Annotated in this window: 14 protein-coding genes and 2 tRNA genes; 7 read left to right on the top strand and 9 right to left on the bottom strand. The window is 69.2% G+C overall.

Annotation, left to right across the window (positions count from 1 at the left end; genetic code table 11):
* Positions 1-170: 170 nt before the first annotated feature.
* From NBW84_RS24025 to NBW84_RS02315, 7 genes are all read right to left on the bottom strand, one after another.
* Positions 171-2297, bottom strand: coding sequence for a PP2C family protein-serine/threonine phosphatase (locus NBW84_RS24025; RefSeq protein WP_445548559.1), 2127 nt, complete (start codon positions 2295-2297; stop codon positions 171-173).
* A gap of 455 nt (positions 2298-2752) precedes the next feature.
* The gene (locus NBW84_RS02340) at positions 2753-4093 is read right to left on the bottom strand and encodes a LuxR C-terminal-related transcriptional regulator (protein WP_250281250.1); all 1341 of its coding nucleotides are present in this window, start codon (positions 4091-4093) and stop codon (positions 2753-2755) included.
* Between the two features lie 431 nt (positions 4094-4524).
* Positions 4525-5673, bottom strand: a complete 1149-nt coding sequence (locus NBW84_RS02335) for an acyl-CoA dehydrogenase family protein (RefSeq protein ID WP_250281249.1) — start codon at positions 5671-5673, stop codon at positions 4525-4527.
* A 346-nt stretch (positions 5674-6019) separates the two neighbouring features.
* Positions 6020-7282, bottom strand: a complete 1263-nt coding sequence (locus NBW84_RS02330; RefSeq protein ID WP_250281246.1) for a cytochrome P450 — start codon at positions 7280-7282, stop codon at positions 6020-6022.
* 346 nt (positions 7283-7628) lie between these two features.
* Positions 7629-8735, bottom strand: a complete 1107-nt coding sequence (locus tag NBW84_RS02325) for an NDMA-dependent alcohol dehydrogenase (protein WP_250281244.1) — start codon at positions 8733-8735, stop codon at positions 7629-7631.
* 498 nt (positions 8736-9233) lie between these two features.
* Positions 9234-9306 (bottom strand) — tRNA-Arg (locus NBW84_RS02320).
* A gap of 348 nt (positions 9307-9654) precedes the next feature.
* Positions 9655-9879 (bottom strand): DUF3039 domain-containing protein, encoded by a 225-nt coding sequence (locus NBW84_RS02315; protein WP_047223755.1) that lies wholly within the window; start codon positions 9877-9879, stop codon positions 9655-9657.
* Between the two features lie 230 nt (positions 9880-10109).
* On the opposite strand from NBW84_RS02315, the gene NBW84_RS02310 reads away from it, so the two are divergent.
* Entirely contained in the window at positions 10110-10871 is a 762-nt protein-coding gene (locus tag NBW84_RS02310; protein ID WP_250281243.1) for a metal-dependent transcriptional regulator, read from the top strand.
* 49 nt (positions 10872-10920) lie between these two features.
* Here NBW84_RS02310 and NBW84_RS02305 read toward each other — a convergent pair whose 3' ends face one another.
* On the bottom strand, positions 10921-12072 hold the full coding sequence (locus NBW84_RS02305; RefSeq protein WP_250281241.1) for a C40 family peptidase: 1152 nt from the start codon (positions 12070-12072) through the stop codon (positions 10921-10923).
* A 431-nt stretch (positions 12073-12503) separates the two neighbouring features.
* On the opposite strand from NBW84_RS02305, the gene NBW84_RS02300 reads away from it, so the two are divergent.
* The 4 genes from NBW84_RS02300 to NBW84_RS02285 all read left to right on the top strand — a co-directional run bounded on the left by NBW84_RS02300 (position 12504) and on the right by NBW84_RS02285 (position 16829).
* Entirely contained in the window at positions 12504-13883 is a 1380-nt protein-coding gene (locus NBW84_RS02300; RefSeq protein WP_445548179.1) for an ammonium transporter, read from the top strand.
* Entirely contained in the window at positions 13880-14218 is a 339-nt protein-coding gene (locus NBW84_RS02295; protein ID WP_250281239.1) for a P-II family nitrogen regulator, read from the top strand. The genes NBW84_RS02300 and NBW84_RS02295 overlap by 4 nt, the downstream gene beginning before the upstream one ends.
* 71 nt (positions 14219-14289) lie before the next feature.
* Positions 14290-16587 (top strand): [protein-PII] uridylyltransferase, encoded by a 2298-nt coding sequence (locus NBW84_RS02290; RefSeq protein ID WP_250281238.1) that lies wholly within the window; start codon positions 14290-14292, stop codon positions 16585-16587.
* A 149-nt stretch (positions 16588-16736) separates the two neighbouring features.
* A tRNA-Ser gene (locus NBW84_RS02285) sits at positions 16737-16829 on the top strand.
* 45 nt (positions 16830-16874) lie between these two features.
* Here the strand turns inward: NBW84_RS02285 and NBW84_RS02280 are convergent.
* Positions 16875-17066, bottom strand: coding sequence for a hypothetical protein (locus tag NBW84_RS02280; protein ID WP_250281235.1), 192 nt, complete (start codon positions 17064-17066; stop codon positions 16875-16877).
* A gap of 412 nt (positions 17067-17478) precedes the next feature.
* Between NBW84_RS02280 and NBW84_RS02275 the strand changes: the two genes are divergently transcribed.
* On the top strand, positions 17479-18210 hold the full coding sequence (locus NBW84_RS02275) for a DUF308 domain-containing protein (protein ID WP_250281234.1): 732 nt from the start codon (positions 17479-17481) through the stop codon (positions 18208-18210).
* A 366-nt stretch (positions 18211-18576) separates the two neighbouring features.
* Positions 18577-23286, top strand: a complete 4710-nt coding sequence (locus NBW84_RS02270; protein ID WP_250281233.1) for an FtsK/SpoIIIE domain-containing protein — start codon at positions 18577-18579, stop codon at positions 23284-23286.
* Positions 23287-23710: the final 424 nt, after the last annotated feature.

Genomic DNA, 23710 nt, shown 5'->3' with positions numbered 1-23710 from the left:
TCGACGAGCTGGGTGAGCAGCTCATCGAGCTCGAGGCGGGCAGCTGCCGGGAAGGCCAGCTCTCTCACCGACTCCGCGGACGGGTCACTCGGCAGGGACGCGGATGTGCCGGAATCCAGCGTGCCCGTGGAGATCTTCCCCGTCTCCTGGTCGTCCATACCTCAGACAGACTAACGGACGTACGCCAACACCGACGAGCCCCCCGGAGTGATCGATCCACGAATTCCGCGTCCCCGCGCGGGCGCCCTGCGCCTCTGTATTCCTTGCGGAGCGGCACCGGCGGTGCCCGCCTCCCGGATATTCGCACCGAACTGGCCGGACGCGTCGAATACCCGTTTTGTTATGATGTGACCAGCCGCCAGGAACCAGCCGGTGCCCCGGCGGGCAAGCCGGTGACATGCCCATGCGCTCCGTTCGGGCCAGGCCGGAGAACTGGTGGGAGAACTGGTGGGAGAACTGACGGAGAACCGGCACGAGGCTGCCCCCCGGGCCATCTGCCCGGACGCGGCGGTGACATTTTTCGGCATGGCGGTGACGGCGTTTTCCACCGGATAGACAGCCCCGTCCAGGCGCTGTGCCGGAGCGGTAATGACATCGGCCGCGTCACGGCCCACCGCGACCGCGATCTGGTCGTCCGCCACGCTGCCGCGAGAATGCCGCGCGACAACCGTGAAGAGGTCGTTCACGAGGGCGCCGGGATCTCTGCCGGGGATGCGTGCCAGCTCGTCGGCCAGCCGCCGGAAACCGAACTGGTTCCCGGCCGGGTCGCGCGCCTCGGTAATGCCGTCGCTGTAGGCGCACAGCACGTCCCCCGCAGCCAGGCGGGCCCGCTCTGTCCGCCACGTGCCACTCCCGCCGCCGCTGCCGGCGGGCAGGATGGTGGCGACGAGAGGCCCTGTCGGCGCCAGCGCCACGAGCCCCGCCCTTCCCGCTCCGTTTTTTCCATCCCCTCTTTTTCCATCCCCTCCCGCGCCCAAGCCGTCTCCGGCGGTCAGGGCCTCCCCTTCCGTACCCGGGTCCAGATCATCCGGGTCCAGATCATCCGGGTCCAGATCATCCGGATCCAGGGCACCCGGATCCACGTCGCCCACCCTCACGTCGCCCGCGCGCACGTCTCGCTCGCCGCCCGGACTCCGGATGATCACCGGTTGTGGGTGCCCGGCGTTGGCGTACTCGACAAGGCCGGTTTCACGATCCACTGTTGCGACGAACGCGGTCGCGAACATCTCACCGGTGTCACCGAGGCATCGCTGCGCCCACCGGACCGCCTCGCCCGGGGTGCTCCCGGTGAGCAGCGCGGCCGCGAGCAGCTGCTTGACCAGCAGCGCATGCACGCCGGCGACCGGGCCGTGCCCCGCCGCGTCCCCCACCGTGAACCCGAGACGGCCGTCGGGCAGCTCGAAGATGTCGTACCAGTCGCCGGCGAGCAGGCCCTCCGCCGGGATGATCCGGCTCGCGATCCGCATGCCCGGGATCTCGGCCACGGACGCGGCCAACGCGTCCCGCAGCGCCGTCACCGTCGGTCCCTGTTGGCCGATCGTGGCCAACACACGCAGACGCATCGCGTCCAGCCCCTCTCCGAGCTCGGCCAGTTCGGCCGGGCCGTCCCGCGGCACAGCCTGGTCGTAACCGCCACCGGCAAGTTCCCTGACCGCGCGCAGCAGCCCGCGGACCGGCGCGAGGACCGACCGCCGGACGCCGACGACCATCACGGCGACGACCAGGAAAACCAGGAACACGGCACCCAGCGCGCCGGCCAGCAGCTGCCACCCGGCCCCGTCGGCCTGAGCCGACAGCCGCGCCTGGTGGCGCAGAATCTCCTGCTGTATCGCGGCCAGCCGGGTACGCATGGCGTCAAGGCCCGAGTTTGTCGCGGCAGCCGCCTCCGCCGGATGAATGACCACCGTGTTCTCGGTACGAACGGCGGCCACCGCGGGATCCGCGTGCGAGCTCCAGGCCCCGTGCGCCTCCGTCACCTGCCGCACAAGGCCGGACAGCCGCCCGAGACCGGCGACGGCGGCGGACAGCTGGTTGATCCTGGCCGAAATATCCTGGGACGCGACCAGCGGCGGCTTGAGAAGCTCGGGCCGGCCGGTCGTCAGATAACCGCGCCAGCCGCTGTCCTCGTCGGCGAGATGGTCCAGGAGAACAGCCACATCCGCGGCGGCCGGCTCCAGCCGGTCATGCTGGACGGCGGTGGCGTCCGCCGTCCGGACCGCGGCTGTCAGCGCGGCCCCGAGGCAGCCGAACGCGATGGCCAGCGTAATGGCCACCACAACGACCACCTTCCTCTTCATCGCGTTCTCCCCCGCGCCGACGGCCCTCTGTCAAGCGGTGGCCCTGGTGGTGAGAACCGCTGGGCAGCGGCGGAACGCCGGCTACCGGCCTGGGCCGCCCGTACGGGCCCGCGCCGCCGAGCGGCCCGCGCCCCCACGCGCCCTCACCTGGTTGTGGCTCCGGCCGCTCCACCAGGCCCTCTCCCAGCCTGGCGGAGCCGTCGCGGCTGTGACAGGGACCTTCGGCAGAGGCGGTGGGGTCTGTCCCGACCCGCCTTGACAGGTGCCATGACCTGGCCGGTAGGCAGGCAGCGCGATCTGGCCGGTCGGCCCCGGCGCCGACCGGCGCACGCGGCGGACGAACGGCGGTCATCCCTGGCATGGACGCGGTGGCGGCCACCGCGACGGAGCGTGCGCGGACGCGTCGCCGGCTACGGCGAGCCCCTGCCCGCCGCCACGAGGCGGCCGGAGGGCCCTCAGGATCTGAACGGATCCTTCATCTGGTGGCCGCCGGATGACCTGGTCAGCGCGTGGTACCGAGCTACGGCGTCCGTGCGGTTGGCCGCGCCGAGCTTCCGCAGAATGTGCTTCACGTGCGATTTCACGGTGCCTTCGGTCACGAACAGGCTGCTCGCGATCTGTGCGTTCGTCTTACCCGAGGCAAGGCTGCGCAGCACCTCGCACTCACGGGGGGTCAGGCTGGCGAACAGCGCGTCCTCGGGATATGCCACCGGCGTCTCCCGGAAGTTCTGCCCCGACGAGTACGCGCCCAGCGAGCGGTTCGCCGGCTTCTCCGAGTCATCGCCGATCTCCATGACGTCCTCGGCGATGTCGTCCACGAGGTCGTTGACCGCGCACACATGTTCGTTGAACATCGACCGCATGAACCGTAGCCGCCGGAAGAGCGCGTTTCTCTCGAACGCGACACCCACCCCCGCGGCGAACATGCCGATCAGGTCCCGGTCGAACTCGTCCACCCCGCCGCGCTCCACCTGCCGGTCGGCGTGCAGCAGCCCCACCACCTTGCCCCAGGAGATCACCGGGGCGGCCACATAGCCCTTGGTGTCGACCACGGCAACCATCTCGGTGTGGACGCGCGAGCTCGACTGGGGGTCGCGTACCAGGATCGGGACGCGGCGCCGTGCCATCTCGCTCTCGACCAGCGGGCCGGTCAGCGGCCGAGGGTTCGCGATACCGACCTGCACCAGCGTCTGGGCGAGCTGCTCCTCGCCCTCCATGTAGGCCGTCCGCGCGACCCAGACACCCTTGTCGATACGTGAGAACAGAATTCTGGTGAAACCCAGCCGATGGGCCTCCACCGGCGCCCGCTCCTCCAGAGCCGACAACGAGGAGGCCCCACGTAAGTGGCAGAGCGCCTGCTCGACGCCGAACATCCGCGCCGTCTGCCGCGCCAGCGTGGCCTCCATCAGCGCGACCCGGGCCAGCCCCGACTGCAGAAGAACCTCCCCCAGCTGCCGGACCGCGGAGTCCCTGGACGACTGGACGGCAAGGTTCATATATTCGGCCGCCGCGCACTGCGCCGCCCGCAACGCCGCGTCGGCCGCCTTCGAGTCACTGCTGGTGAAATTCGAATACGTCACGCCGTCGTCAAGAACCCGCTCGGCGGCTCTCAGTATCTCCCTGGCCCGCTGGACGCCGTCCTCGACTGCCAGCGGCCCCGGGCCGGCCATCTCCCCGGCCATCTCCCCGGCCGTGTCCCAGTCGGGTATGGCCGCGTCGGCCGTGCCCGAGCCCATCGCCATCATGCCCGGGCCCGACCCGTCGTCCAGCACGCGAGCATGGACACCACTGCCCATTCCCGCCTCCTCTTCGAGCTCTTCGAGTCGCAAGATCCCCTGCAGTCTCGAAGCCATGCGCCAGAGAGCTGGACGCGCGGCTGGCCGATCCTCCCTCAGCCTTCCGGCGACCGGTGTGGCACGGCTTCGACCCGTCACGCAACGGACGGTCGATGATCGACATATCACTCGACTTTGGTCGATACATTAGACCAATGGGCCAGACTGGTCCAGGCACGATGTGCGGCCGCTTCGCCGAGCGTCATGCGCTCGGCACGCCCCACCGAAATAGTCGATCATATCGCCGTGCACAGCCGGATGGAGGGTGGCCCTCGTCGGCGGGCGCCTTCCGCCAGGAAGATCATAAAGAGCATGTCGCCGGGTAGACCCACCGGGCCAAAAAAAACATACCAGCAGGAAACGCCCGGGCCGGCCGGTTTCGCGAGCCCGGCCTACAGGCCCAGCGACCTACTGATGATTGTCTTCATGATCTCGCTCGTGCCGCCGTATATACGCGTGACACGGGCATCCGCGTACAACCGGGCAATAGGGTATTCCAGGATATAGCCGTAACCACCGAACAGCTGCAGGCAGCGGTCGACCGCCCGGCCCTGCAGTTCGGTGCAGTAGAGCTTCACCTTCGCCGCGTCCACCGGGCTCAGCTCACCGGCGACGTGCTCGGCCAGCGCGCGGTCCACCATCGCCTGCGCCGCCTCTATCTCCGTGGCCACCGCGGCCAGTTCGAACTTGGTGTTCTGGAACTGGCTGACCGGCTTCCCGAACACCTGGCGTTCCCGGACGTAGGTCACGGTCGCGTCCAGCGCGGCCCGGGCCGCGGCCAGCGAGCTGACCGCGATGCTCAGCCGTTCCTGGGGCAGACCGCGGGTCATCTGCTCGAAGGCCGCCCCCTCCTCCCCCAGCAGGTTCTCGACCGGCACCCGCACGTCGGTGAACGACAGTTCGATGGTGTCCTGGATCTTCAGGCCGATCTTCGCCAGGTTGCGGCCCTTCTCGAAGCCCGGCGTGCCGTCCTCGACGACCAGCAGGCTAAGCCCCCGCCGCCGGTCGGAGCCGTCGCGTGAGGTTCGCGCCACCACGACCACCAGGTCGGCGAGCGCGCCACCGCTGATGAACGTCTTCGCGCCGTTGAGCACATAGTGATCGCCGTCCCGGACCGCGGTCGTGCGCACGCCGGCCAGGTCCGAACCGGCGCCCGGCTCGGTCATACCGATCGCCGCGAACAGGTCACCGCTCACCAGGCCCGGGAACCAGCGCCTGCGCTGCTCCTCGTCGGCGTAGTCCAGGAAATACGGAACCACCACGTCCAGGTGCACCTGTAACGTCCCCAGCGCGACCAGCGCCCGGGCACACTCCTCGTTGATCACCGCGTTATAGGTGAAGTCCGACTGGTCGCCGCCGCCGTATTCGGCCGGGAAAGCCATCCCCAGCACCCCGAGCTTGCCCAGGTCCCGGAAGAAGTCCCGGGGGACCGCGCCGGCGGCCAGCCAGTCGTCGAAGACGGGCACCACCTCGCGGGCGAGAAACTCCCGGAGCAGCTGACGGAAGCTCTCGTGGTCGGCGGTGAAACCGGTGCGCCGCATTTCCGACGTCCTCTCATGATGTCGTGGACAGCACGGTAGCCCCACCGGCCTCACCCGTCGCGAACAATCGACGACACCGAAGGGCCCCGGCCAGGTCCGCTGGCAGGGCGTGGGACAGCCGGGGGAACAATCCGGTATATACCGTAGCAAAACAGCCGAAGCCAGAAACGACAGTGCGATCAGAATTGGGCAGGAACAGGAAACAGCGGGGGCGTGGGAACGGCTGCCGGGCACCGCTCCCACGCCCCCGGGCCCGCCCGTGGTCCCACGGACGGCTCCGTGGCCTTCCGGGCTACGAGGTGTTCACTACAAGGTGTCCGCACAAGGTGTCCACCGCGCGCTCGGCTCAGCCCCGTTCGGGCGTCCAGGTGGCGGGCAGCCGCTTGACACCGTTCATGAAGTTGGACAACAGCATGTCGCGCTCGCCGACCCTGAGATCCTTCATACGGGTGTATATCTCCCGCACCTCAGTCTTGATCATCTGCTTGGCGAGCATGTGGCCCAGGCAGTAGTGCGGGCCACCGCCGCCGAACGCCTGGTGCGGGTTGAACTTGTTGACCCGCCGCACGTCGAACGTGTCAGGATTCTCGAACATCTCGGGATCCCGGTTGCTGGATATGTACCACATGACGACCTTGTCGCCCTTTTTGATGGCCTCTCCACCGATCTCGGTGTCCCGTGTCACCGTGCGGCGGAAATGCATCAGCGGCGGTTCCAGCCGCAGGCACTCGTTGACGGCGTCGTCCGCGCGCCTGTCGAAGTCCGCCAGGACGTAGTCGAGCTGCTCGGGATACTGCTGGAACAGCGCGAGCACGTGGGCCATCGAGTGCCGGGTGGTGTCGTTGGCGGCCGCGGCGAGCAGCGCGAAGAAGACACCGAGCTCCTCGACGGTCATCTTGTTGCCCTCGTACTGCGCCTGGGCGACCCAGCTGAGCAGGTCGTCACCCGGGTTTTCCCTGCGTTCCCTCGCCAGCTCGATCGCAAGGGTCGCCAGCTTCTGCGAGGCGTCGGCGAACACCTGGAGCGGAGAGCCGATATGCGCGTACTCGGGGTCGCTCCAGCACGCGAACTGTTCGGCCGCGTCCATCACGTACTGGATCTGTTCCGGGTCGGTGATCCCCATGAAGGTCGCGAAGATCCGGCCGGGCACCTCCTTGGTGATCAGCTGGCAGAGGTCCCCCTCACCCAGGGGGGCGACCCTGTCGATGACCTGATGAACGATCCCGCCGATGTCCTCCGACATCTTGAAGATGTTCTTCGGCGTGAAGGCGACGCTGACGATACCCCGCATCTCGGTGTGCCGAGGAGCATCCGTCACGATGAACGACAGCATCGTCTCCAGCTGCGGGAAGTCGTCGACGAACACGCCGTCGGCGGAGCTGAACAGCTCCGTGTCCCGGGAGACGTTCTGGATGTCGCGGTACTTCACCACCGACCAGAACCCCTGGGCGTTGTTCAGGTTCGGGTCCAGAGAATCGGGTGCCTCGTGCCAGCTGACCGGCTTGTTCTCCCGTAACCAGCGGAATGCCTCGTGATGGACGGACCGGGGCTTGGCCCAGAACTCGAGCGAGCTGAGCCGCGTGTCGACGGTGCCATCAGTAATCGTCATGGTAGCCCCTTTCTCAGGCATGTGCTACAGGCCTGACGGTAATCTTCCGAGCTTCGCCGCACTCCCCTCGTAGGAGTCAACCTGGTGCCCCTATCGAGATAAATTCCCGCGGGAGCCACCGCGCCGCCGGAGCCGTCCGGCGCGGACCGGGGACCGGGGAGTGCGCTCAAAACCACGACGAATTCTCGCCGTTCAGTTCAACCTGCTCCGACAACTGTGGCCGCGACCGCCGAAACACCGTCGCGCACCGGCACCTAACGGATGGAGCCGGCCGGGCGTCATACGATCGCCACGGCCGGCTCCTCTGGTTCTTCCATCAATTCTGTCCAGTTTTCGAGGAAGCCGGTCAGAAACGAATCAGACCGCGGATGTTCCGGCCGTCCAGCAGGTCCTGGTATCCCTCGTTGATGTCCTCCAGGGAATATTCCCTGGTCACCAGCTCGTCGAGCTTCAGCTGGCCACGGTTGTACAGCTCAAGATAGCGGGGAATGTCGTGCTGCGGGTTCGAGGAGCCGAACAGCGCGCCGCGGATCGACTTCTCGTACAGCGTCAGCTCGAACAGCGACCCACTGATCGAGAAGTCCGTGGGATGCCCGATCGCGGTCACCACCACCCGGCCGCGCTTACCCACCAGGCTCAGCCCCTCGCCGACGTACGCGCCCTCGGCGACGTCCGTCGTGATGATGCACGCGTCCGCCAGCTGCCCGCGGGTCAGCTCGCTGACCAGCTCCCGTGCCGCGTCGACGGTGGCGGCCGTGTGGGTCGCGCCGAACTCGACAGCCTTCTGCCGCTTGAAGTCGACGGGGTCCAGCGCGACGACGGTCCGCGCGCCCGCGGCCCTGGCCCCCTGCACCGCGTTGACGCCGATACCACCGACGCCCATCACGACCACGGTGTCACCCGGCCGCACCTGCGCGGTGTTCACCGCGCTGCCGTAACCGGTCGGGACACCGCATCCGATCAGCGCCGCCTTGTCCAGCGCCGCACCCTGATCGATCTTGACTATGGACGCGACCGGGACGACCGTGTATTCCGAGAATGTCCCGAGAACGCACATCTGCCCGATGTCGTGACCGCGCGTGTGGAATCGGTAGGTACCGTCCAGCTGGGGGCCGAGAATAATCGCCGCCCCGAGATCGCAGAGATTCGTCAGGCCACGCGAGCAGTATGAGCAGCGCCCGCAGGAGGGCAGGAAGCTCAGGACGATCGAGTCACCCTCCGCCACCTCGGTCACGCCCGGCCCGACCGCCGCGACGACACCGGCGCCCTCATGCCCACCGACGACCGGGAAAGGAATCGGGATGTCGCCGCTGACCAGGTGGTAGTCCGAATGACACAAACCGCTGGCGGTGAGTTTGACCAGAACCTCGCCCGCCTTGGGCGGATCGAGTTCGATCTCCTCGACCTGCCACTTCTCCCCCAGCCCCCACAGGACGGCGGCTTTGGTCCTCATTCCGGCGACCTCCTTCGACGGTGAAGGCTCCGTCTCGAGCGCGCCAGCCGGCGCCAGCCGAATGCTGCTGGCACGCTCGAGACGCCTGCTCCACAGGATGACCTTGTGACGTGGGTAACAGTACTCCCGCCGCACCCCCGACGGATCTTCCATATGAGGTGTTTCAGTACCCCTACGGGGAGAGGACGACATCGGGGGATGACAACCCGCTTATGATCATTACGGTCGCGGTAGCCACCCGGCCGAGGAGGGCCGGACCGACGACCGCGTGGGCCACCGCCGACGATGTCGCAGGCCGGCCGCCGGAGCCCACGCGCGGGCGGGCGGCGGCTGCGGTAGCCACCCGCTGACGGAACCGACCGGACAGACCTTGAGCAGATCACGAACGACCGGCGGCCCGGTATGCCCGCGCTCCAGTATGCGCACTACACCATTCACCGAGCGTCATCTCGCCGAAAGTCGTTCGAGCAGGCGGAAGCGCTGGCACGACCGGGATCGTGCCCCTGGTAGGAATCGAACCTACGGCCTACCGCTTAGGAGGCGGTCGCTCTATCCACTGAGCTACAAGGGCAGGGCTACAAGGGCAGGGCTACGAGGAGCTACAAGGGCGGGCCTGGTGTCACGAGAAGGCCTCCGACGGCACCCCAGCTTACGCATCATCCGTCGTCCCGGTCGTACCCGGTCGGCTATGCGAGTGGACCAGATGGGACGAGTCACAGGGCCGGCGGAGCCTGACCTGACCGTCTGTCACCATATGTCCCGCCGTCGATCGCTACCGTGACCGCCGCTCATACCAGCGCTCACGGCGCACGGGCACCGGCAGCGCTCGGCGCGGGCCGCGGCGAGCCACGTCCTGCCACGCACCCAGCCGTGTGACCAGGCCCGGTGAGGGACGACCGGGACGGGGCCGCCCGGGCGGTCAGCCGAGCTGTTCGGCCAGCTCGACGAGCTCCTTGCATTTCGGGCACACCGGGAACCGCTGGGGATCACGCACCGGCTCGAACCTGTAACCACACAGCGCGGTCACGCGTCCGCCTTCGATGGAAGCCCGGACGATCTCCTCATGGCGCGCATAGTGGGCGAAGTCATTACCCTCGTCCGTACTGCCGTGAGTTGTCTCCGGTGCGATCTGGGTCGAGCTCATACACCGAAGTGTATGACCCGCACCGGGAGACCGATCCGCCGATCCCGCCAGCCGTTTCCCGGCCGGGCTCCCGGCGGCCGGAACAGGCCCTGAAGCCGGTCGACGCGCAACCGGCACGGGCAGCAACCAGCACGGGCAACCAGCCTGGAAACGGCGCGGACAGGGCGGCCCGCGTACCTAGGTGGGTACGCCTTCACAGGCGTACTCTTGAGGCTGGATGAAGGAGCCCGGTGACTGGACTGATCGACAGTACCGAGATGTACCTCCGTACCCTCTACGAGCTGAGGGAGGAGGGCATCCCGCCACTGCGCGCGCGTCTGGTGGAAAGACTGCACGTCAGCGCACCCGCGGCCAGCGAGTCCACCTCACGGCTGGCCAGCGAGGGCCTGGTCGCCCTCGCCAACGACCGCACCGTGCAGTTCACCGAGAAGGGGCTGGTCCGCGCGACAGCGGTCATGCGCAAACACCGTCTCGCCGAACTGCTTCTCACCGAGGTGATAGGTCTGGACTGGGCCCTCGTCCACAACGAGGCCTGTCGGTGGGAGCACGTGATCTCCGACGAGGTGGAGGCACGGCTCACCGCGATCCTTGGTGACCCGGAGAAGTGCCCGTTCGGGAACGTGATCCCGGCAGGCCCGTTCGACCGCCCGGTGGGGCCGCGGCCCCTGGCGCCGCTGAGCCTGCTGGCCGCCACCGACTTCACCAGCGCCGGGACGGCCTCGGTCACGGTCAGCTGGATCTCCGAACGGCTACAGACGGACGAACGGACCATGCGCCAGCTCCGGGACGGCGGGGTGCTGCCCGGTGCCACGCTCGTCATCCGCGGGCACGGTGACGTCGTCGAGGTCATCTCCTCGGACGCGGTCGCCCCTGCCGAGGAGGCGGGCGCGTCAGGCCAGCTCCCGGGGCGGGAAGCACCGGCCATCGACATCTCACGGCGTGCCGCGGGGCTCGTGTATGTCGAACACCCCGGTATCCCCCCTCACGGCTGAACACACACGTAGCATCATCATCCAACGCCTGGTCTGGACACGGCCGGCTTCAGGCACCGGGGCGCACCGCACCGGCGTACGTCTCCCACCAGACCGGCTCGAGGCGGATCACCGTCCCTGTGCGCGGTGCGTCGATCATGTTCCCGTTGCCGACGTAGATCCCCACATGGTGTAGATCCTCACCGAAGAAGACCAGGTCACCTGGCATGAGTTCGCCGCGGGAGACCCGCCGTCCCTCGTTCCACTGGGCACCGGTGAAGTGGGACAGGGCGACTCCCGCCTTCGCCCACACCCACTGGGTGAGCCCCGAGCAGTCGAAGGCGTCCGGCCCGGCCGCCCCCCACACATACGGCTTGCCCAGCTGCGCACGGGCCTGTGCGACCGCGACCGCCGCCCCGCCGCTCCCGATCGCGGGCGGGCGGGCCGGCGTGGCGGCGGCATCGGTGGCTCCACGGCTGGTGCTGCCGATCAGGTCGCTGCGGCCGCGCAGCTGGTCCCGCTCGGCCGCGGCCGCCTGTGCCTGCGCCTGCGCGGCCGCGGCGGCTGCCAGCTCGCCCGCCCGGCGGGCCGCCTCCTCGCGGGCACGCGCCTGGCGGACAAGCTCGGCGTGCCTGGCGACCAGGCCGTCGAGCAACGCACGCTGCTCCGTCACCGACGCCTCGATGCGCTTCTTCCCCTCTTCGAGGGACGCGGTTTCGCGTTGCCGCTCGGCAAGAGCCGCCTGCGCGGCGGCCTGCGCGCCGGCCAGGTCGTGGCGGGCCGAGCGCAGCTCGATCTCGGCGGCCCGGCCGCGGCGGGCGAGCGAGTCCATCGCGCCCACCCGGTCGAGTGCCGTGCCGGGGTCGCCGGAGAACAGCACCGAGAGCTGTTCGAGACCGCCCGAACGGTAGGTGGCGGCTCCCAGCGCGCGGCGTCTGTCCGCCGCGGCCCGCACAGCGTCCCCCGCATGCCGGACGTTCTCGGTGGCCGTCGACACGGCCTGCTCGGCGGCGCTCAGCCGCAGCCGCCCGGCGTTGAAGGCTTCGGTCGCCGTCTCGGTCGAGTGCGTCAGTTCGGCGAGCTGTTGCTGAGCGGCCGCGATATCTCTGTTGACCTTGTCGATGCCGTCGGCTCTGGCCGGTGTGGCGGCGCCCGGCAGCAGTATGATCCCGCCGGCGAGAACGCCGACCAGACCCAGAGCGCCCGGTAGCCGTTCAGGCACCCGGCGACAGCTTTCCGAGGCCTCCGGAACAGCCGGAGCCTCCCCCGAGGCGCCGGGGACGCGGCCCGGCCGCTGGCGCGCGCGGCGTTCGTGCGATCTACGGACGAACGAGCCACGCCAGCCGGCGCCACCACAACAGTAGCAATCCGCAGTCAAACCATCACACACGGAGAATCACGGTAGCCCGTCGGAGCAAGTAGGATCACATAAACGCGCCGGAAGTCACGGAGGGCGATGTGATGTTCGCCACGAGCCCATCGAAGCGGGCCACGAATCGCCCAATTTAGCGATTTCACATACCGGAAACAGGAAAGATACCGATCCGGAACAGATCCTATCGACTCTTCGGCCGAAGGATCCGGGACGACGGGTGGGCCGCGGACCGGTGAGCATGATCCACGCGGGCACGCGGGGCGACCGACGGGAGAGACATGAACCCAGACCAGCTTAAGGAACTCCAAGACGGTATAGCCGGCGCAGCGGGTGTGGGCAGCACCGCCTGGATTCTGGCTGCCTCGGCACTCGTACTGCTGATGACACCCGGCCTTGCGTTCTTCTACGGCGGCATGGTCCGCGCGAAGAACGTGCTCGGCATGCTCATGCAGAACTTCTTCTGCATCGCCGTCGTCAGCGTCCTATGGGTACTGATCGGTTACAGTATCGCGTTCGGCGACGGCAACCAGATCTTCGGTGGGTTTCACTTCGCACTGCTCAACCATATGAGCGAACCGGTTCCCGGGTATGCCGAGGTGACGTTCGCCCCGCCCTATGAGACGAACTCGCTCGCCCAGGTGATCCCACCGATCGTGTTCGTGGCATTCCAGCTCATGTTCGCAATCATCACCCCGGCACTCATCACCGGAGCCACCGCTGACCGGTGGAAATTCGGGGCTTTTGCCGCCTTTGTGACGATATGGTCGATTCTCATCTACTCGCCGGTGGCGCACTGGGTGTTCTCCCCCGAAGGATGGCTGTTCAAGAGGGGCGCCGAGGACTTCGCCGGCGGTACCGTCGTCCACGCGAACGCCGGAGCCGCGGCCATCGCCGTCGCGCTTGTCCTGGGTAAGCGCAGGGGCTGGCCCGCCACCAGCTTCCGGCCGCACAACCTGCCGTTCGTACTTCTGGGAACCGGCCTGCTGTGGTTCGGCTGGTTCGGTTTCAACGCCGGGTCCGAACTCGCCGCCGACACCCGCGCCGGGTTCGCATTCGTCAACACCAACACCGCGACCGCCGCCGCCGTGCTCGGCTGGTTGTTCGTAGAGAAGATCCGGGATGGGAAGGCGACCACCCTGGGTGCCGCCTCCGGCGCCGTCGCCGGCCTGGTAGCCATCACCCCGGCCTGTGGCTTCGTCTCCCCGGCAGGCTCGATCGCCATCGGCCTCATCGCCGGTGCGGTCTGCGCTCTGGCCACGGCCATCAAGGGCAAGGTCGGCATCGACGACGCGCTCGACGTAGGCGCCGTCCACCTGGTTGGCGGTGTGCTGGGTGCGCTGTTGATCGGGTTCTTCGGCACTGCCGACGTCGCCCCCGGCTACAGCGCGGACGGGATCTTCTACGGCGGTGGCGCCAGCCTGCTCGGCAAGCAGGCGCTCGCCGCCGGCGCGGTGGTCGCCTACTCGTTCGCGGCAACGTTCATCATCGCCTTCGTCATCGACAAGATCTACCGGATGAGGCTGTCGCCGGACGAGGAACTCGAAGGAATGGACATCGTCCTGCACGGTGAGACCGCCTACGAGTTCACCGCGCTCGGTGACGGATCGGCACCGGCATCGGTTTCCACCGACAAGGTCGCAGAGGAGGCCAAGGCGTGAAACTCGTAACCGCGGTAATCAAGCCGTTCAAGCTGGAGGACGTGAAGACCGCGCTGGAAAACCTCGGCGTGCGCGGCCTGACCATTTCGGAGGTCCAGGGCTTCGGTCGACAGAAAGGCCACACCGAAGTGTATCGGGGAGCCGAATACAAGGTCGACTTCGTCCCGAAAATCAAGATTGAAATCGTCGTGGACGACGACGCCGTCGACGAACTGGTAAGTGCCATCACCACGTCCGCGCAGACCGGGAAGATCGGTGACGGCAAGGTCTGGGTGGTCCCGGTCGAAACCGTCGTACGGGTACGCACCGGCGAACGTGGATCGGACGCGCTGTAGACCGTGCACCTTGTCGGTGTGCTGGCCGGTGCGGGCCGTTGGCTGCCGCACCGGCCAGAACAGGCCCTTCGATGACGAACCGGCTGGCGACTCTTACGGGCCGGTCCGAGGAGTTCGGCGGCATCGTCGGGCCGGCGCTGCGCCACGCCCTCATGGACGTCGCCGAAGCCACCCTGTGTGCTCTTTTCGGCGAGCCGGGCGCCGGCGTCGCCCTGATGGCGGTCGGTGGCTACGGGCGGGGTGAGCCCGCCCTCGGCAGCGATCTCGACCTCGTCCTGCTGCACGACGGCCGCCGGGACGACATCACCGGCATCGCCGACACCCTCTGGTATCCGCTCTGGGACGCCGGGATCGGCCTCGACCACAGCGTCCGTACCGTCGACGAGGCCGTCGCGGTCGCCGACAACGACCTGAAGGCGGCGCTGGGCCTGCTGGAGGCCCGCCCGGTCGCCGGTGACCGCGCCCTCGCCGGGTCCCTGCTCGAGCGCGTCCGCGCCCGTTGGCGCGCTCGCTCCCCCCAGCGTCTGCCCGAACTCGCGGACCTGGTCGCCGACCGGGCCCGGCGCCACGGCGACGTCGCCTTCCTGCTCGAACCGGACCTGAAACAGGCCCGCGGTGGCCTGCGGGACGTCCACGCGCTGGCCGCGCTCGCCATCGCCTGGGTCGCCGAAACCCCGTCCGCGCGGGTGCTCGAAGCGCGCCGGGTGCTCCTCGACGCCCGTGGCGAGGTCCGCCGGCTCGCGCACGGCCGCCGGCAGGACCGGCTGCTGCTGCAGGACCAGGCCGCCGTCGCGGCAGCCCTGGGCTATCCCGACCAGCTCGCGCTCGCCCACGCCACCGCCGACGCGGGCCGCACGATCTCCTGGACCTGGGACACCACCTGGTACCGGGTCTCGGCCGGCCTACGATCGTCCGCGCGCCGGCGCCCCGGCCCCCCGGTCCGCCGGCCCCTGGACCAGGACGTGGTCGAGCAGGACGGCGAGGTGCAGCTCGCCCGGGACGCCGATCCCACCCACGATCCCGCGCTGGTCCTGCGGGCCGCCGCCGCGGCGGCCCGGGCCGGCATCCCCATCGGCCGGTACGCCCTCACCCGGCTCGCCCGCGAAGCCCCACCCATGCCGGCACCGTGGCCGGACGCGGCCCGACAGGCCCTGGTGACCCTGCTCGCCACCGGCCCGGCCATGATCGGTGCCATGGAGGCGCTCGACCAGGTCGGGCTGCTCGTCCGGCTGCTGCCCGAGTGGGAGACGGTGCGCAGCAGGCCGCAGCGCAATCCCTACCACCGCTTCACCGTCGACCGGCACCTGCTGGAGACGGCCGCCGCCGCGGCGGCGTCGACCCGCAAGGTCGACCGGCCCGACCTGCTGCTGCTCGGCGCACTGCTGCACGACATCGGCAAGGGCCGGCCCGGCGACCACACCGACGTGGGAGTCGAGATCGTCCGTGACCTCGCGCCGCGGCTCGGGCTCCCGCCGGCGGACGCCGACATGCTCGTCACGATGGTGCGCCAGCACCTCCTGCTCATCGAGGCCGCGACCCGGCGGGACATCGACGACCCGGCGACCATCGAGGCGGTGGCCCGGGCCGCCGGCAGCCCCCGGGTCCTCGGCCTGCTGCACGCCCTGACCGAGGCCGACGCGCTCGCCACCGGCCCGACGGCCTGGAGCCCCTGGAAGGCACGGCTGGTCGGCGACCTGGTGGAGCGGGCGACAGCGGTCCACCGCGGCGAGCGGGCACCGTGCCCGCCCGCCCTCACCGACCGTCAGCGGGCTCTTCTCACGCTCCCGGACGACTACCACGTGGCGGTCAACCCGCTGCCGGACGACCCGATGTTCGAGATCGTGCTGGTGGCACCCGACCGTCCAGGGCTGCTGGCCGCCACCACGGGAGTGCTCGCCGTCAACCGGCTGGACGTGCACCGCGCCTCCGCCCGCAGCGAGAACGGCCGGGCGCTGTTGCAGGCGGCGGTGGCAACCACGCACGACGGGGAGCCCAACGCCGGGAAGCTGCGCGGTGACCTGCTGCGGGTCCTCGCCGGCCGGGTCGACCTGGACGCCAGGATCACCGGCCGGGAACAGGCGTACGCGGCCACCCGGCGCCAGCCGCCGCCCGCGCCACCAAAAATCATCTTTGACGACTCCGGATCCGACACGGTGATCGAGATACGGGCACCTGACCGTGCCGGTGTGCTGTTCCGGATGGTCCGCGCGCTCTCCGCGGCCGGGCTCGGCGTGCGGACCGCGATCGTGGCCACGATCGGCCTCGACGTCGTGAACGCCTTCTACGTGCGGGAGGCCGACGGCAGCACCGTGCGGCGGCCGGAGCGGCGGGAGGAGGTGGCGAGCCTCGTCCTGGCCGCGCTCGGATGAGCGCCCCGCCCGGGCACGCCGTCTGTGGGCAGGCCGTCTGTGGGCAGGCCGGACGGCCCGGCCTCGCCCCGGGCCGTCCGCTGGACACGGATGTGGGAGAGGGCGGCAAAGCCACACCGGAGGTGGCGGCTATACTCAGAACGCACGTTGGAGGCTTCGCCTAGTCCGGTCTATGGCGCCGCACTGCTAATGCGGTTGGGGGTAACCCCCCCTCCCGGGTTCAAATCCCGGAGCCTCCGCCACTGACCAGGCGTTTTGAACACATGTTCGAGACGCCTGGTGTCATTTCAAGATCCATGAATGGCCTCGGTCGGCACAGGGCTGACACGAACGGAAGCGATCTTGTTTCGGCGCGGCGCGGACGCCGCGATCACGACGACCGCCCGCTCCGCCCGCTCCTCGGTGACGACCGCGTACATGTCGCTGGCGAAGGCGGCTGGCACATGGCCCAAGACGTCGCTCACCAGCTTCATCGGCACCCCGGACACGAAACCGGTGGGAGCGCGTCGTGGCCCTCCATGTCGCCAGCCACCCGGCCGGCCGCGACGGGTGGACGCACGGCACACCCGCGGCCGATGACACCGAGCGACCAGAATGCTCCGGCGCGGGCACGGAACCGGCACCACCGGCGAACCGGATATCCACGGATGAATGCTGGAAATCGTGCGACCGCCGGCGGGACGGCAGGCAGCCGTCAATCTGGTCATTCACCCACGAAGCCGACCGGCGGCGGCCGGTTCGCCGACGTACGCATCATGATTCACGGCGCTGGCGTGGCGTGAAGCCTGCGAGCGGGGGCATCACCGACTCGACCACGCACTTCGGCGACCGGCGCCCGTATCCACGGGAGTCGGTCATGTTCGGGAGCCCGATGAGTCGAAAGGAGCTGCCATGCGTTCCACGGCAACGCCGGCGGGCCACGCTCAGGGCGGTACCACGAAGCTTCGATGGTGGTATCTGCTCGGCGCGGGGATCGCCTTCGTCCTTTTTGCGCTGGCAATTCCACAGTTCGGTCTGACCACGGTTCGCTCGGTCGCCATACTTCTGGGAATCGTCCTGCTCCTCAGTGCCGCCAGCGAATTGCTGGCGGCGTCGGCGACAGCGCGGGACTGGCGATGGTCCCATGTCCTGCTCGCCGTCCTCTTCGTCGTCGGCGGTATAGTCGCGCTGGCCTGGTCCCGCCCGACCTTCCCGGTGGCGGCGAGGATCCTGGCCTGGTACTTCCTGATCAAAGGTGTTTACGACATCGTCAATTCCTTCGTCGCGAGACGGGCCGAACATTACGGCGCGGCCGGTGAGGACACCCGCGGAACAGCCCAGTGGTGGATGCCGCTGGCGATCGGCGCGCTCGAGATCGGCGTCGGCTTCTGGGCCGTCAGCTATCCGCGGTTCTCGATCTCCCTGCTGGTCCTGTGGGTGGGGCTCGCGGCCCTCGCCACCGGTCTGACAAAAATCGCGATGTCATTCCGGAAACGTGGCCTCCGCAGGGATATGCCGGCCTTTTCCGAAGGCCACTTCCCGCCGGTTGGATTCGGTACCGGCGCGGCCCGCGAGGCCGGCCGGGCGGAGGCCGGGCGAGCGGAGGAGAGCCGAGCCCGCAGATCTCTTTCGGAAGGGCGGTGACATAAATCCCGGAAAAGGGATATGCACCCCGGGAGGGGTGGTCGCGTACATTCCGCCCCTCCCGGGGACGGCCCTGGCGATGGAGCACCGTGCGTGGCCGCCCCACGGGTCACCGACGCGATTCGCGGAAATCCTCACGTGGGTTTTCACGGCAGGCTCGACCGCCATCGTCGCCACGGGCCGGGGACGCCGATCCCCGGCCCGCCCTCGGCCGCGCGCTTCCCAGCCGCGGCCTTCCCGATCACAAGCGTCCCGATCACAGGCGTCCTTGTTTCGAGCCTTCCCGAGGCCGACACGGGCGCGGTGGACACGTCCCGTTTTGTCGGCATCACGCCGTATCGTACTTACATGCGCCTGACACTCACCGTGGCTGACCCAGCCCAGGATGTCAGTGCGGACATCCTGCTGGACACCGATCCGGACGCGCCCGTCGGCCTGATCGCCGACACTCTGGTACGGCACATCCGTCCAGGCATACCGGCTCTCCCCGTGGGTCGGCCGCGCCTGTTCGTCGAGGGCCGTGCGGTCGGCGAGACGCTCACCGTCGCCGGCTCCCCGATCCGGGACGGTGTTCTGATCAGCATCGACTCGCCTGTGGCCTGCCTTCCTCCCGAGCCACCGGGCCTGGTCGAAGTCCGGGTGACCAGCGGGCCGGGCGCCGGGGTCGTCCACCGGCTCGGCCCCGGCGAGTTCACGGTCGGCACCGCGGAGACCTGCGCCGTGCGCCTGGACGACCCGGGCGCCGCCGCCGAAGCCATGACGATCACCGTGACGGTGGACGGCGCCTGCCGGATCGCACCGGTCACCGCTCCCGCCGGGCCAGACACCGGCGACGTGCTCGTCGAACGCGAGCCCCTGGTCGCCGCGGTCGACCTGCCCGCCGGCAGCACCCAGCTCACAGTCGGATCCGTGCTGCTGGCGGCAGGTGTCCCAAGCCGGGCGGACGCCGCGCTCAAACCGTCCGACGACGGGTCGGGGCTGGACTTCAACCGGCCGCCCCGGCTGCTGCCGCCGATCCGGCGGGCACGGTACAAACTGCCCGGCGAACCCTCCGAGCCGGAGCGGCGGCCCACGCCGATCTTGATGGCGGCGCTTCCGCTGGTCGCGGGCGTCACAATGGCCTTTGTCTTCCGGCAGTACTACTTCCTGCTGATGGCTGTGGTCGGCCCGCTAGGCATGATCGGCATGCACGTCTCGGGGAGCCGTCATGGCAGGCGTAGCTACCGTAAGCAGCTGACCGATTACCACAAAAGGCGTCAGGATGTCGAGGACGATGCCGAGCAGGCGCTCCGCACCGAACGCACCGCCCGCCGCGGCGACTTCCCGGACCCGGCGAACGTCCTGCTCACCGCCATCGGGCCACGCGGACGCCTGTGGGAACGCCGCCGGGACGATCCCGACTACCTGCACCTGCGCCTGGGCACCGCCGACCTGCCGAGCGAGGTCGTCATGGAGGACCCGGCCGCACAGGAGCACAAACGAGAGATCACCTGGACGGCCCCCGACGTCCCGGTGACGATCGCCCTGCCCGAACGCGGCGTTGTCGGTATCGCCGGCCGCGGCGACCTCCCACGGGTGCTGGCCTGCTGGCTGGTCGCGCAGGCGGCCGTCCTGCACAGCCCACGCGATCTCGCGATCTGCGTGCTCACGGACAGCTCCGGCGAGCAGGCGTGGAACTGGGTGCGCTGGCTGCCGCACTGCCGTCCGACCGAAGGCCAGGACACCACCGTCCTGCTCGGGACGGACGACGCTTCGCGGGCCCGGCGGGTCGGGGAACTGCTCGGCCAACTGGGGACGCGGGCGGAGGCGCGGGCCCGGCCGGGCGGCGCGAACCCGCTCACCGACGGCCCGGACATGCTGGTCATCATGGACGGCGCCCGCCGGCTACGCTCCATCCCCGGTGTGATCTCCCTGCTCCGGGACGGGCCGGCGCTGGGCATCCGTTCGATCTGCCTGGACCGCGACATCCGGCTGCTGCCCGAGGAATGCCAGGCCGTGGCCGAGGAGACCCCGACAGGTCTGCGGGTCGTGGAGACCCGCACCGAGGTCGTCCATGACGTCCGCCCGGATCTCGTCGCCACGGCGGCCTCCGACGATCCGGAGCTGACGCTCACGGTCAGTGGCGCCGCGGCCTGGTGCGAACGTCTTGCCCGCGCACTGGCGCCGGTACGCGACGTCGGCGGGGACGACGAGGGGTCGCTCCCGGTCTCCGCCCGCCTCCTCGACGTGATCAGCCTGGAACCTCCGACCGCGGCGGTGGTAGCCGCCCGATGGCAGCTCCTCCCCCGCAGCACAGCCTTCCCCGTGGGTCTGTCCCTCGACGGCCCGCTCACGCTGGACCTGCGCCGCGACGGCCCGCACGGGCTGATCGCTGGTACCACCGGCTCCGGCAAGTCCGAGCTACTGCAGTCGATCGTGGCGTCGCTGGCTGTCGCCAACCGGCCGGACGCGATGGCGTTCGTGCTGATCGATTACAAGGGCGGCAGCGCCTTCGCCGACTGTGTCCGGCTCCCGCACACCGTCGGCATGGTGACCGACCTCGACACGCATCTGGTGGCTCGCGCCCTGGAGTCGTTGTCGGCGGAACTACGCCGGCGTGAGCGCATCCTGGCCGACGTCGGCGCGAAGGACATCGAAGAGTACATTTTTCTGGCCACCGCCGCCGGTGACGCACGGACACCTGGTGACGCACGGACACGCAGCGGCGGGCCGCTGCTGCCGCTGCCCCGGCTGCTGCTGGTCATCGACGAGTTCGCCTCGCTCGCCCGGGAGCTGCCCGCCTTCGTCACCGGTCTGGTCAACATCGCGCAACGAGGCCGTTCGCTGGGTATCCACCTGCTGCTCGCGACGCAGCGGCCCAGCGGCGTGGTGTCCCCCGAGATCCGCGCGAACACGAACCTGCGGATCGCGTTGCGTGTCACCGATGCTTCGGAGAGCACCGACGTTATCGGCGCACCTGACGCGGCACGCATCTCGCCGTCGGCCCCCGGACGGGCTTACGCCCGTCTTGGGCACGCCTCCCTGGTCCCCTTCCAGTCCGGACGGATCGGAGGCCGCCGACCCACCGGTGCCGCCGGTGCCGCCTTTAATGATCTTTCTCCGCCTTGGATCGCCCCGCTGACCTGGGCCGCGCTGGGGCAGCCCGCGCCGGCTCCCCCTCGGCCACGGACCACCGACAACGAGATCACCGATCTGAGGACGCTCGTCGAGACTGTCCGGGACGCGGCCGCCATCCTGGGGGTCGAACCAGTGCGCAGCCCCTGGTTACCGCCGCTACCAGAACGACTTACCCTACGGACAGTAAGCGCATCTATGCCCGGATTCACGTCCGGATCCGTGTCCGAGGAATCACAGGTCGTCTCCCGGCAGCCGCACAGCGGCGGCCCGGGCATGCTGCCTCCCGTCCCGATCGGGCTGGCCGACCACTGCGGCATCCAGGCGCAGCTTCCCTACACGATCGACATCGACAACGGGAGCCATCTGCTGTTCGTCGGTGCGCCGCGGTCCGGACGGTCGACGGTTCTGCGCACCATCGCCGGCTCGACAGCCGCGTCCATCTCTTCCAACGATGTGCACCTGTACGCGTTGGACTGTGGCAACAACGCCCTGGCGCCGCTGGTCCACCTGCCGCACACCGGGGCCGTGGTCAGCCGGGACGCGCCGGAACGGGTACAGCGGCTGCTCACCCGGATCATCCGCGAGATCGTCGAACGCCAGGAGATCTTCGCCGTCCATGGATACGCCGATCTCGCCGAGCAACGATCAGCCGATCCCGAACGCCCGCTACCGTACCTGCTCCTGCTGATCGACCGCTTCGAAGGTTTTCTGGCCTCCTTCGAGGAAGCCGACGGTGGAGCGCTTGTGGACATGCTGGCCCGGGTGCTGCGGGAAGGGCCGTCCGTCGGCGTCCGGGTCATCATGACCGGTGACCGGCGCAGCGCCTCCGGACGGTTCAGCGCGGCGATCGAGAACAGGTTCATGCTGCGGATGGCCGACAGGTCCGACTACACGATGGTGGGTCTTGCGCCCGCGGCCGTACCGGACAACCTGCCGCCGGGCCGGGGGTTCCAGCTCGAAGGGACGGTCGAGACCCAGATCGCTCTGCTCGACGACGATCCGTCCGGCCGGGCACAGGTGGCAGCGCTGCACCGGCTGGCCGAGGCGGCTGCCGCGCGCGACGGTGTACCGACCGGGCCAGGTACCGGTGCCCGCGAGGACCACCGCCGCCCGTTCCGTATCGATGTGCTGCCAGCACGCATCACGGTCACCGAGACCAGGGCACTGCGCCCAGGCCCGGGGCACAGCTCACGGACGGGCCCGCCATCACACCTGGATCCGGGCCTGGGCCCGCAGACGAGCCAGCCGGCGGGCATCCGCACGGACGGGCTCGAGGGCCCGCTGCCGGCAGGGCAGCCGTCGGTGCCGGCAGGTTGGCCGAGCCCGCAGCCGGTGCCGCTGGTAGCCCTGATCGGTGCGGGCGGCGACGAACTCGCTCCGGTTGAGATCGATCTCGCCGCCGACGGGCCGGGCTTCGTCATCGCCGGGCCCGCGCGCTCGGGCCGCAGTTCGACGCTGCTGACCATGGCGGAGTCGCTGCTGGCGGGCGGTGCCCGACTGCTGCTGCTGGCCCCGCGACGCTCGCCGTTGTCCACACTCGCGGACCGGTCAGGCGTGATCGACCTGCTGGGCGCGGATGCCCAGGCCGCCGGCATCGACGCGGCGCTGACGGCAGCCGGCCCGTCCGGCGGCCTAGTCACGATCATGGATGACGCGGAACTGCTGGCCACCGCCCCAGTCGCCGATCGCGTATCCGAGTTCCTCAGGACCGCGCGTGACAGCGGATGCGCGTTCGTCGCCGCCGGCACCACCGAGGATCTGACCAGTCAGTACCGGGGGTTCATGGTGGACGCCCGCCGGTCACGATGCGGAGTGATCCTCGCGCCAGGAGCACCCAGCGATGGCGATCTGTTCGGCATCCGGCTGTCACGTAACACCGGGGGCAGCACGCCGGCCGGCCGTGGCCTGTTCGTCCACCGGGGAAAAACAACACCGATTCAGATCGCATACCACGAGTAAGGACACCACCATGCGACCTGCCCAGGCCCTCCTCCCACGTCGGTACGAATTGCACCGTCACCGCAGGGTGAATCACCCTGCAGGCCATCACTCATTCCGGTCGAAAAATTTCCGACAACCCTCCACATGTTCACCGGAAAGGAGCAGATGATAAACAGTCGTAAAACACTGGATGGCGATCGAATGACTTCCGCCTTCGGCGCGAACCCATCCCGGCGCAGAGCCCGCCCCGGCCGATGACCACCTTTGCGATCTCCATCCTGAAAACATACGGATGTCAGAACGTGTGCGCACCGTCCGGCCGAACAGTGTTATGAAGTAGCGGTGTCCGACCACCGTCTTCCCGGGCGTGACGCCGATCCCGGCCAGGAGCCACCTGGTGACCGGCCCGTTTCCCCGACCGAGCCGGTCACGGAACCATCCG

Source organism: Protofrankia sp. CiP1_Cm_nod2, assembly GCF_920664355.1.
Lineage (GTDB): Bacteria > Actinomycetota > Actinomycetes > Frankiales > Frankiaceae > Protofrankia.
This window is presented reverse-complemented; position numbering and strand designations above follow the sequence as displayed.

Bases quoted from the DNA above. Each gene is read 5' to 3' on its own strand.
- NBW84_RS02275 (WP_250281234.1), top strand. From the start codon at position 17,479: ATGCGTTCCACGGCAACGCCGGCGGGCCACGCTCAGGGCGGTACCACG.
- NBW84_RS02335 (WP_250281249.1), bottom strand. From the start codon at position 5,673: ATGCGGCGCACCGGTTTCACCGCCGACCACGAGAGCTTCCGTCAGCTG.
- NBW84_RS02325 (WP_250281244.1), bottom strand. From the start codon at position 8,735: ATGAGGACCAAAGCCGCCGTCCTGTGGGGGCTGGGGGAGAAGTGGCAG.
- NBW84_RS02315 (WP_047223755.1), bottom strand. From the start codon at position 9,879: ATGAGCTCGACCCAGATCGCACCGGAGACAACTCACGGCAGTACGGAC.
- NBW84_RS02340 (WP_250281250.1), bottom strand. From the start codon at position 4,093: ATGGGCAGTGGTGTCCATGCTCGCGTGCTGGACGACGGGTCGGGCCCG.
- NBW84_RS02330 (WP_250281246.1), bottom strand. From the start codon at position 7,282: ATGACGATTACTGATGGCACCGTCGACACGCGGCTCAGCTCGCTCGAG.
- NBW84_RS02300 (WP_445548179.1), top strand. From the start codon at position 12,504: ATGAACCCAGACCAGCTTAAGGAACTCCAAGACGGTATAGCCGGCGCA.
- NBW84_RS02290 (WP_250281238.1), top strand. From the start codon at position 14,290: ATGACGAACCGGCTGGCGACTCTTACGGGCCGGTCCGAGGAGTTCGGC.
- NBW84_RS24025 (WP_445548559.1), bottom strand. From the start codon at position 2,297: ATGAAGAGGAAGGTGGTCGTTGTGGTGGCCATTACGCTGGCCATCGCG.